The 10,857-nt window shown below is 62.4% G+C and carries 10 protein-coding genes; 9 read left to right on the top strand and 1 reads right to left on the bottom strand.

The annotated features are described in order from the left end of the window. The first annotated feature begins 453 nt into the window (after positions 1–453). The 4 genes from RG836_RS26535 (at position 454) to ycaC (ending at position 4,066) form a co-directional block, all read left to right on the top strand. Positions 454–870: a DoxX family protein gene (locus RG836_RS26535; RefSeq protein ID WP_310850779.1), complete on the top strand. Its 417-nt coding sequence runs from the start codon at positions 454–456 to the stop codon at positions 868–870. Then, positions 863–1,501: an antibiotic biosynthesis monooxygenase gene (locus tag RG836_RS26530; protein ID WP_310850778.1), complete on the top strand. Its 639-nt coding sequence runs from the start codon at positions 863–865 to the stop codon at positions 1,499–1,501. The genes RG836_RS26535 and RG836_RS26530 overlap by 8 nt, the downstream gene beginning before the upstream one ends. 33 nt (positions 1,502–1,534) lie before the next feature. After that, positions 1,535–3,373 carry an amidohydrolase gene (locus RG836_RS26525; RefSeq protein WP_310850777.1) on the top strand — a complete coding sequence of 613 codons (1,839 nt, stop codon included), beginning with the start codon at positions 1,535–1,537 and terminating at the stop codon, positions 3,371–3,373. Positions 3,374–3,439: 66 nt separating this feature from the next. Continuing rightward, positions 3,440–4,066 (top strand): isochorismate family cysteine hydrolase YcaC, encoded by a 627-nt coding sequence (ycaC, locus tag RG836_RS26520; RefSeq protein ID WP_310850776.1) that lies wholly within the window; start codon positions 3,440–3,442, stop codon positions 4,064–4,066. A 211-nt stretch (positions 4,067–4,277) separates the two neighbouring features. Here ycaC and RG836_RS26515 read toward each other — a convergent pair whose 3' ends face one another. After that, on the bottom strand, positions 4,278–5,705 hold the full coding sequence (locus tag RG836_RS26515) for a mechanosensitive ion channel family protein (RefSeq protein ID WP_310850775.1): 1,428 nt from the start codon (positions 5,703–5,705) through the stop codon (positions 4,278–4,280). A 167-nt stretch (positions 5,706–5,872) separates the two neighbouring features. On the opposite strand from RG836_RS26515, the gene RG836_RS26510 reads away from it, so the two are divergent. The 5 genes from RG836_RS26510 to RG836_RS26490 all read left to right on the top strand — a co-directional run bounded on the left by RG836_RS26510 (position 5,873) and on the right by RG836_RS26490 (position 10,856). After that, a complete protein-coding gene (locus RG836_RS26510) occupies positions 5,873–6,772 on the top strand; it encodes a LysR family transcriptional regulator (RefSeq protein WP_310850773.1) in 900 nt (299 codons plus the stop codon). Between the two features lie 122 nt (positions 6,773–6,894). Continuing rightward, positions 6,895–7,437, top strand: a complete 543-nt coding sequence (locus RG836_RS26505; RefSeq protein ID WP_310850772.1) for a hypothetical protein — start codon at positions 6,895–6,897, stop codon at positions 7,435–7,437. Positions 7,438–7,606: 169 nt separating this feature from the next. Beyond that, entirely contained in the window at positions 7,607–8,641 is a 1,035-nt protein-coding gene (locus tag RG836_RS26500) for a PDZ domain-containing protein (RefSeq protein WP_310850771.1), read from the top strand. Continuing rightward, positions 8,634–10,082 carry a PDZ domain-containing protein gene (locus tag RG836_RS26495; protein WP_310850770.1) on the top strand — a complete coding sequence of 483 codons (1,449 nt, stop codon included), beginning with the start codon at positions 8,634–8,636 and terminating at the stop codon, positions 10,080–10,082. Before RG836_RS26500 ends, RG836_RS26495 begins: the two co-directional genes overlap by 8 nt. 105 nt (positions 10,083–10,187) lie before the next feature. Then, positions 10,188–10,856 carry an ABC transporter ATP-binding protein gene (locus RG836_RS26490; protein WP_310850768.1) on the top strand — a complete coding sequence of 223 codons (669 nt, stop codon included), beginning with the start codon at positions 10,188–10,190 and terminating at the stop codon, positions 10,854–10,856. Position 10,857 lies beyond the last annotated feature (1 nt).

Here is a 10,857-nt window from a genome sequence, read left to right as displayed (position 1 = left end):
AGTGAGGGCATGCCGAGCCTTAGCGAGGCACCGAATGGAGGGGATAAAAGCGCTTGGTTACTTGGCGCTTTTCCAAGTAACCCGCTGTAAGAGCGGAACCTATATCAGCCATCACACAAGAAACGGATATGTACATCTGCAAAAAATCGAGCGCCTGATAAAAAGCCATCGCTGGCAAGTCGAATCGTCGCACCGCAGCTCCCACAGGTTTTCGGGACATCCGCAATGAACGAGCCAGCAGGGAAACACCCTTCGTCACAACGCCGCCCGGAGCCGGCTAGCTTCCACAGGCCAAACGCCTACAACCCGAAGCCAGACTGACCGCCAAACCACCGCACCAGCGACCAAGCGCAACTCAGCACACCCATCCAATTTTTCCCTCACCCCATCACGCATGATCCGCTGCAGTGATCGGCGTCTGTGCGCCTTAAGAAAACATGAGCGGGCAGGGCGATGACAGCAACGCAATGGGATGAACGCCTGCAGCACTGGGGCCTGCTGTTTTTACGGATCAGCGGTGGCCTGTTTCTGCTGTGGGTGCATGGTCTGCCCAAGCTGCTCAACTACAGTGAAGAGTTGTTGCGCATCGAAGATCCCTTGCATTTGGGAGCGAATGTGACGCTGTCGCTGGCGATTGTTGCCGAGGTGCTGTGTCCGCTGTTGATCGTCGCCGGGGTGTTGGTGCGGTTGGCCTGCTTGCCGATTTTGATGGTGTTGCTGATCGCGTTGCTGGTGGTGCACCCGCAATGGAGCCTGGCCGAAGGGCAGTTTGGCTGGTTGCTGTTGATCCTGTTTACCACCGTGTTTATCGCCGGGCCGGGACGGCTGGCGCTCAATGTTCGTTTTGCCGGAGTTTTACGTTATGCCTGAATCCCTGACGGCCGAGAGCCGCGCGGCGCGTTCCGGTTTCGAGGAAGTGGTGACCCTGGTCATCAAGCACCGGGTCAAGGCCGGTTGTGAAGTGCCTTACGAAGCCTGGCTGCGCAATATCGTCAGTATTGCCGGGCAGCAGGCCGGGCATTTGGGCGTGGACGTGATGCGCGGCAAGCAGGCCGGGCTGGACCTGTTTACCTGCGTGCTGCGCTATCGGACCACCGAAGACATGCAGCGCTGGCTCGATTCGCCGCAACGTCAGGCATTGGTGGCGGACGCCGCGCCGATGCTCGCCGATGGCGACCAGACCGAGGTCAACCGGCTCAATGAGTTCTGGTTCGCGCCGCAGGCCGATGCCGCCGCGCCGCCGCCGCGCTGGAAGCAAGCGGTGGTGACGCTGCTGGTGATTCTGCCGCACACCTTGCTGGTGCCGTTGCTGTGGGGGCCGCTGCTGTCGCTGCACGCCTTTTTGTCCAACTACGTGGTGGCCACATTTCTGATCACCCTGACCATCGTGGTCTCGGTGGTGTACCTGTTCATGCCGCTGGCCACGCGACTGTTCGCGCCGTGGATGGTCGGCGGCAAGGCCCTCGACCACCTGGAGCCCGGCGCCGACCCGCAGCGTTGAGCGACCCTTTTTCATACTCTTGAAGGACACGTGATGACCGCCGATCTGATTCTCTTCAATGGCCAATTCCACACAGTCGACCGCGAAAAACCCACCGCCAGCGCGGTGGCGATCAAGGACGGTCGATTCGTCGCAGTCGGCAACGACGCCGAAGCCATGGCCCTGCGCGGCAGTGGCAGCCAGGTCATCGACCTCAAGGGCCGCTGCGTGATCCCCGGCCTTAACGACTCGCACTTGCACCTGATCCGTGGCGGCCTGAACTACAACCTCGAGCTGCGCTGGGAAGGCGTGCCGTCGCTGGTGGATGCGCTGCGCATGCTCAAAGAGCAGGCCGACCGCACGCCGACCCCGCAATGGGTGCGCGTGGTGGGTGGCTGGAATGAATTCCAGTTTGCCGAAAAACGCATGCCGACCCTTGAAGAACTCAACCAGGCCGCGCCGGACACCCCGGTATTCGTGCTGCACCTGTACGACCGCGCCTTGCTCAACCGCGCGGCGTTGCGGGTGGCCGGGTACACCCGCGACACGCCGAACCCGCCGGGCGGGGAGATCGTGCGCGATGCCAACGGCAACCCGACCGGCATGCTGGTGGCGCGGCCGAACGCGATGATTTTGTACTCGACCCTGGCCAAGGGGCCGAAGCTGCCGCTGGAATATCAGGTCAACTCGACCCGCCAGTTCATGCGCGAACTCAACCGCTTGGGGCTGACCAGCGCCATCGATGCCGGCGGCGGTTTCCAGAATTACCCGGACGATTACCAGGTGATCGAGCAACTGGCCAAGGATCAACAACTGACGATTCGCATCGCCTACAACCTGTTCACCCAGAAGCCCAAGGAAGAACTGACCGACTTCAAAAACTGGACGTCGAGCGTGACCCTGCATCAGGGCGACGACTACCTGCGGCACAACGGCGCCGGGGAGATGCTGGTGTTCTCGGCGGCGGATTTCGAAGACTTCCTCGAACCGCGCCCGGACTTGCCGCCAACCATGGAAGCCGAACTGGAGCCTGTGGTGCGACACCTGGTGGAGCAGCGCTGGCCGTTCCGTTTGCACGCCACTTACAACGAATCCATCAGCCGCATGCTCGACGTGTTCGAAAAGGTTAACCGCGACATTCCGTTCAACGGTTTGCCATGGTTTTTCGACCACGCCGAAACCATCACCCCGCAGAACATCGAGCGGGTGAGGGCGCTGGGCGGCGGCATTGCGATCCAGGACCGCATGGCGTTCCAGGGCGAATACTTCGTCGAACGGTACGGCAGCAAAGCCGCCGAAGCCACACCGCCGATCAAGCGCATGCTGGCTGAAGGCGTGCCGGTCGGCGCCGGCACCGATGCCACCCGCGTGTCGAGCTACAACCCGTGGACCTCGCTGTATTGGATGGTCAGCGGCCGGACGGTCGGTGGCCTCGAACTGCACAGCGAAGGCCTGCCACGCCTGACCGCGCTGGAACTGTTCACCCACGGCAGCGCCTGGTTCTCGTCGGAGCAGGGCAAGAAAGGTCAGATCAAGGTCGGCCAATTGGCGGACGTGGCGGCGTTGAGCGCGGATTTTTTCTCGGTCGACGAAGAAGCCATCAAATGGATCGAATCGGTGCTGACCGTGGTCGGCGGCAAAGTGGTGTACGCCGCCGGTGACTTCGAAAAACTCGGCCCGGCCAGCGTGCCGGTGCTGCCGGACTGGTCGCCGGTGGTGAACGTCCCCGGCCACTGGCGCCCGACCTCGCCAATGCAAGCCCAGGTGCACCAATGCAGCGGCCCGTGCGGCGTGCATGCGCACAGCCACAACAAGGCCCGCCTGTCGAACGCGCCAGTCAGCGACTTTGCTGGTTTCTGGGGCGCTTTCGGTTGCTCGTGCTTCGCCTTTTAATCCATCAGAAACGCGCCGGTCACCACGGCCGGCGTCTTGCGCAACCACCCTCCCGAGGAGCTTCACATGAGCAACGTTCCGTACAAACGCCTGAATAAAGACGATGCCGTGGTCCTGCTGGTCGACCACCAGACCGGCCTGATCTCGCTGGTGCAGGATTTCTCGCCCAACGAATTCAAGAACAACGTGCTGGCCCTGGGCGACCTGGCCAAGTTTTTCAAACTGCCGACCATCCTCACCACCAGTTTCGAAGCCGGCCCTAACGGCCCGATGGTGCCTGAGCTCAAAGAACTGTTCCCGGACGCGCCGTACATCCCGCGTCCAGGCCAGATCAACGCCTGGGACAACGAAGATTTCGTCAAAGCCGTGAAAGCCACCGGCCGCAAGCAACTGATCATCGCCGGCGTCGTCACCGACGTCTGCGTGACCTTCCCGACTTTGTCGGCGCTGGCTGAAGGCTTTGAAGTGTTCGTGGTCACCGATGCCTCCGGCACCTTCAACGAAACCGTGCAGCAAGCGGCGTGGGCGCGCATGTCGGCGGCCGGCGCCCAACTGGTCAACTGGTTCTCCGTGGCGTGCGAGCTGCAGGGCGACTGGCGCAACGACATGGAAGGCCTGGCCAACCTGCTGTCGCAGCGCATTCCGAACTACCGCAACCTGATCAACAGCTACACCGTGCTGACCGCCAAGTAAGCCGCAGCGCTTGACCCAAATGCCCGCCATTGTGCGGGCATTTTTGTGCCTGGCGCGCCAAATTCTACGGGTTTGCTTGGGTACATCCGCCGATCATGCAGCGGCTGACAGTCCGCCTCAGTCGGAACGCCACCCGGAGCAGGCTCGCTCCCACTTCGTTTTGTGTCAGTTCAAAAAAATCCAGCATGCGCCGCAGATTGAGTATGGGAATTCAGCGCTTCTGCAACCAGGACAAGAATCCGCCTTTTTTGATCGCCACCGGTTTGGCCATCAGCGCCAGGCGACTGTTTTGCAAGCGCACGGCTTGCAGTTTGTTCAGCGCCTGACCGACTTCGCTGCGCTTCGCCATGCACTCGCGGGCCACGGCTTTGTCGAGTTGGTAAATGATGCTGGAGGTCATGGCGGTGAAGGTCCCCAGGGACGGCGCGTCGGCGAGGATGCTCTGTTCGCCCATGACTTCGCTGGGGCCCATGCGCCCGACTTCGGTCTGATGGTCGTCGTCGAGCACGGTCACGCTGACCACGCCCGTGGCGATCACGAACAGGCACTCCGGCACTTCCTCGCAACTCAGCACCACTTCGCCGGCACTGTACTGATGCGGGTGCATGTTTTGCGCCAGGTGGTCGCGCTCTTCGGCGCTCAAGGAACGGAAGATTTTTACCTCGTCGAGCAAGGCCCGGGCGCGGCTGGACGGTTCGATCACGCCGTCGAGCTGGCGCGAGATATTCGCCGCCTCAAGGTGCCGGTGGGCGAGGTCGAACAGTTGATTGCGTACTTCGCTTTTTTTATTCAGGTCGCTGATGAAACCGCTGGCCACGTATTCCGACGATGTCTCGCCGGCTTCTTTCAACACCGCTTTTGGCGCCGGTTTGAGCAGCAAGGCGCTGCTGCCTTGCAGCGTGCGATCGAGGGCGTCGAGCACGCGGCGCGGGCGGATGTGGTTGGCCACCTTGATGCTGATCGACACGCCGTGCAGATTGGTCGGGCGGCTGAGGTTGATCAGTTTGGCCTTGGCCGCCACCGAGTTCGGCACTACCGCCAGGGTGCCGGCGCTGGTCAACAGATGCGTGGAGCGCCAGTCGATGTCCACCACCTTGCCTTCGACGCCGTCGATCGACACCAAGTCGTCCACTTGATAAGGCTTGGTGGTGTTGAGCACGATCCCGGAGAACACATCGCTCAACGTGCTCTGCAACGCCAGGCCGACCACGATCGCCACCACGCCCGAGGTCGCCAGCAAGCCTTTGACCGGCAACTCCATCACGTAGCCCGCCGCCGCGACAATCGCCACCAGAAACACCAAGGCACCGATCACGTCTTGCAGCAGGCGCCCGCTGTGGCCGATGCGGCGCATCAACAGCAGGCCGATCAATTCCGTGAGGACCCGTGCGGCGTACAGCCACCAGACAATCGCCAGGGCTGTCGCGCCGAACTGCGACACGCGGTCATCGGCCAGCAGCGGCGCCTGCAACGGACTGACCCCGGCGTTGATGATCAGCACGCTGTACAGCAGAAACAGCGCCAGTCGCATGCCCACCCGCGTCACCCGATGGGGAAACGGCGCCAGTTGCCAGAGCAAGGCGTCGATCACCAGCACCAGCACACTGAAGGACAGCAGGTGGGCGTAGAGGAAGGTCATGTCACAACTCCTTGGGACGGGCACTCAACGTTAGATGGGAAATGACCTGTGGCCAGGGCGCTGGCCCCCGCCGGGCGGCAAAGCAGCCCTGAAAAATTCTGAAAGTTAACAGATTTTCAGCCGTGCATCGCGGTATAAAGCGCCTAACTGTCAACCAGGTCGCGACAATGAACCCGTTCGAAGACATGCGTATTTTTTGCCAGGTGATGGACTCCGGCAGCTTCACCGCTGCCGCCGATCAATTGGGGTTGTCCAAGCAATTTGTCAGCCGGCGCTTGATGCAACTGGAAGAGCGCCTCGGCGTGCGCCTGCTCAACCGCTCGACCCGGCGCCTCGACGTCACGCCACTCGGCCAGAGTTACTACGAATCGGCCTTGCGCCTGCTCGGCGAAGTCGAGCAAGTGGAGCAGGGCATCGCCGGGCAAACCAGCGAGCCGCGCGGCACCGTGCGCATGAGCGCGCCGCTGTCCTTCGCCCTCGCGCACCTCGGTTGTTTGCTGCCGCCGTTTTTGCAGCGCTACCGCGACGTGACCGTGGAAGTCGACCTTAGCGATCGTCCGGTGGACCTGCTCAGCGAAGGCTACGACCTGGCGCTGCGCATCGGCGTGCTGGAAGACTCAACGCTGATCGCCCGCCGCCTCGCCACCATCGAGCGAGTGTACTGCGCCAGCCCGGCGTACCTCGCCGAACGCGGCACGCCGGGCAAACCCGACGATTTGCTTCACCACGACTGCCTGCCCTACGGCCACAATCGCCAGGTGCAATGGCGCTTCAACGGTCCGGGCAAACCGCATGTGGTCAACGTCACCGGGCGCATGCGGGTCAACAACGGCGAACTGCTGCGCGACGCCGCCATCGCCGGGCTCGGCATTACCTACCTGCCCACCTTCATCATCGGCGCCGCCCTGCGCGACGGCCGTTTGCTCCCGGTGCTCGATGACCTGCGCCCGGAACCGCTGGTGCTCTCGGCGGTGTACCCGCAGCATCGACAGTCGTCGCGACCGGTGCAGGCGTTGATCGAGTTCTTCCGGGAGCGACTGGATATCAGCCGCGATCACGACGACTAACCCTGGCGCCGTTTAACTGACAGCGGTCGTTCGTCCGATGGTGGCCATGTGTGCAGAACCGCGCTGGAAAATCCCCAAAGGCTATGCCTTACTGATTTTTCCCACGACTGGAGTGACGGGCGATGCGACGCAGAGGTGCGCAATATTGGCTCTGGAGCAACAGCCAGTTACAGGGGCGCAGTCACGATGAGTCACTGCCGGACGGCACACAGATAGAAGTCCAGGCGCGGTGCAATCGCGACCAAGTGATCCAAGTGTTCGTCGGTTTGTATGGCCGCGACGGCGGGGCAATCGTCGAAGAATTTCATGACCGCGATGGCGCCGAGTCACTGGCGTCGGCGCTGGAATGGGGCTGTGTGCGGGCTCAGGAGTTGCTGGCGATTGCCGGCGGTTTCCGCGCTCCGCACCGTATTCAACGGACCCTCGGCGTCGTCCTGGAAGATCCTTGCGCGATGGCGCTGCGGCGCATGGATATGTCCGAGGAGGAGCAAATCCGCCTCAAGAGCCAGGACGCCTGGGACGAGTACCTGCGCGCCAAGGAAGCGATGCTCGCACTGATGCGCTCGACCAAGGTCGACAGCGAGGTCTGGGAAACCCAGAAACGCCGCCTGCGTGACGCCATCGACCGCCGCGCCGCGTTGCGCCGTAGCTACCTTTCGGACTGAGTCTTGGCGTGTTTCACGTTCCTGATCAACACCGTGTAAACACCTTTTTCTCACAAATTCCAGGCGTCAAAAAAACACGCTAGCGCATTGCTATCACCTTGGTTTAGCTTGCCGCTTAGAAGGCCTGATTCAGGGCACTTGAGCGGTATTTCTTATTGGGGGGAGCAGCATGAGCGCACGCTGGAATAGTGCAGGGCGAATACTGGGCACGACGCTGATGCTGTCGTCCTTGAACGGATGCATCCTCGATCCCGTTTATCTGATCAATGCGGTGGGAAGCGCCGGCGATGAAGACACGCCGGTGACTGCACCGCCGACGAACTCGGAAGCCGACAACAGCGCCAATCTGCAACAACTGATCACCCGCGAAACCCCCGATCGCTATCGCTCGCGCAATTGCGATTACATCGAAATGTCGCTCTCTGAAGTGCCCGGTTATCTGGGCAGTCCCAATGCTTATCTGAAACAGGCCGGTGAAGCGCGCAAAGTCGCGGCCAGCCAGGTCTGGCAGGAAAAAGGCTGCACCGCAGGCAATTTCCCCGGCGGCAAGGTCGGGATCTCGATGGAAACCATCGACGCGCAGAAAGCCGCGTTGGCCGGCCTGCCGACTGCCGGCGTGGTGGTTCACAGCACTGTGGCCGGCAGCCCGGCGCAGCAGGCGGGAATTTTGCCGAATGACGTAGTGGTGGCGATCAATGAGCAACCGATTGCCGACTCGGTGGATTTCCGCGTGCTGGTGACCAAGGCGCCGTTGGGTTCCACGGTCAGGCTCAAGGTCTGGCGTTATCTGGCGTACCAGACTGTGCCAGTGGTGGTCGGCGCCGGGGGATCGCAAGTATCGATGCTGCCCGTGGCCACGCCAGCCGCAGCCACGCCATCGAAAACGTCCGCCAGTGCCAGTAATGCGCCGAGTGCCAACCTGCAAGGCATGAACCTCGGCGCCGTCACGCCTTCCTACGCCAAAGCAGTGGGCTTGCCGTCCACTCAGGGGGCGTGGGTGATCGACACGGTCAAGGGCAGCGCAGCGGACAAGGCCGGGATCAAGCCGCTGGACGTAATCATCGAAGTCGGTGGTCAGGAAGTCGCCAGCGCCCAGGACGTCAGCGACATCTCCTCAAGGATGCGCGCCGGCTACAAGGCGACCGTCAGCGTGTGGCGCAACCAGGCTAAACGCGACGTGCAAATGGTGCTGAAAAATGAATGATCAAGGACTGATGGTGACTCGATTGGGCGCCGTGGCCCTGGCGAGTTCATTGTCTGGCTGCATCGGCACGGCGGTCGGGCTGCTGCAACCGGTGGGCAGTTCTGCCTATGAAGCATCAATGACCCCGGAATCGGTCGGCATCACCACTTCGACCTGGCGCGGCAAGTCGTGCAAGGACCTGGAGTTGAGTGAGGGCAGTATGGGTCAGCAGCAACAGGACGCCGCGGCGAAGGGCGATAGCGGCTTGGTCAAAATCACGGGTTGGCACATGGATTCGATCCGTCAGGTACGGACCGAACAGGGTTGTGTCGCTGGCGCGACCGGGGCCACGGTGCCGGCCTCGGGGCAGGTCACCGCCTACGGTTACTGCACAACCACCACTGACGAGTCCGTTTACGTCACACCGATGTTCACCTATGGCGATTTCTACGCTGACGGCGGCGCGGCGGAGTCACAAGCCTTCACCGAGATGCTGCGTTCGACCTACAACTTCAAAGGCAACGCCGGCTATTGCCTGATGGAGGACAGCCCGGCCAAGGCTCAGGCTGCGATCGAGCGCGCAGCGAACATCACCACGATGATCATCGGCTGGAACACCGTGCGCGTACCTTGGACCCCACCGCCGATCGCCAAGAAGCCCAAGGCCAGCGTTGCCACGGCAACCACTGTCAACCCGGCAAAAGCCAACGTTGCGACCGCCGTCAGCCAGCAAAGCGTCAATGCCCAGGACCTCGGCTTGACCCTCGAAACCCCGAGCCCCGAACTGGTCCAGGCCTTGGGCCTGAAGGACCGCAGCGGCGCCTGGGTGGTCAGCGTGGCGCCGGGCAGCGCCGCGGCCAAGGCCGGGATCAAAGCCATGGACGTGATCCGGGACGTGTCCGGGCAAGTGGTCAATGCGCCCAGTGACGTGCAGGCGATTGCCGGCAAGTTGCGCGCCGGCTACAAGGCATCGGTAGGGATTTGGCGTGACCGCGCCAGTCGCGACGTCAGCCTGGTCATCCCCGCCGGAGCGAGCGCTCCGGTGGCGAAGGCGCCGGGCGTGGCTGTGGCACCAGCGGCAGCCGCAGTGGTTGCGCCGCCAGCGGCCGCTGCTGGCAAGTTGTATTGCCACGCTTACGTGTTTGTCGTCGACCAGCCCGGCGGTTTCCAGTCACCGATCCTCGAGCGAGCCGGCGAGCGCCGTGACCCGAGCGTGATGATGGCTTCGCTGTCGAGTTTTATTGCCAAGGTGCGGCAACAGCAACCGGAGCAATGGCGACCGTTCACTTTTCCGCTGGATCAATGCAGCAGTCCTACGGGTTACTGCTTCGCCAATGCCGAGTCATCGCTGTTGAAGGCCAAGCAGTCGGCCGCGCAGTTTTGCTTTCTGACGCGCGCCGAAGCGGAAACCGACTTGCAGAAATTCAACTCCTTCACCCCGGTGTACCAGATCGTCGAGTGATCGCGGTTGTCAGCCGGGTCGGACAGAGGGCCGGAGGGGCGTTAACGGACAAACGCCCCTCCGGCCCGCTATCCTAGGCTCACTTCTTCCAGTCGAGCCTCGTCCATGCTGCAAGTCCTAGGCGTCCACAAAAGCTACGCCACCCCGCAAGGCCCATTGCCGGTGCTGCAAGGCATCGACCTGACGCTGCAACCCGGCAGCAGCCTGGCGTTGATGGGCGAGTCGGGCAGCGGCAAAAGCACCTTGCTGCATTTGATCGCCGGGCTGGATAAGGTCGACGCCGGCAGTATTCAAAGTGGTGCGCATCGCCTGGAACAAATGAACGAAGGCCAATTGGCCGAGTGGCGGCGCACGGAAATCGGCCTGGTGTTCCAGCAGTTCAACCTGATCGGCAGCTTGCGGGTCGAGGACAACCTGGCGTTTCAGGCGCGCCTGGCCGGTCGGCATGATCCGCAGTGGCAGGCGCATCTGGTCCAACGGTTGGGGCTTGGCGAATTGCTGCGGCGTTATCCGGAGCAATTGTCCGGCGGCCAGCAGCAGCGAGTGGCGCTGGGGCGAGCGCTGGCGTCGCGGCCGAGTTTGCTGTTGGCGGACGAACCGACCGGCAGCCTCGACGAAGCCACCAGCGATGAGGTGCTGAAGCTGCTGCTGGAACTGCTCGACGATACCCCGACGACCTTGTTGATGGTCACCCACAGCCCACGGGTGGCGGCGCGGCTGGCGCAAACCGTGATGTTGCAGCGTGGCCGTCTGGCCGATGCGGGCGTGAGCTGAG

The sequence above is a fragment of the Pseudomonas rhizozeae genome (assembly GCF_031583775.1).
In the GTDB taxonomy this organism is placed as follows: Bacteria; Pseudomonadota; Gammaproteobacteria; order Pseudomonadales; family Pseudomonadaceae; genus Aquipseudomonas.
This window is presented reverse-complemented; position numbering and strand designations above follow the sequence as displayed.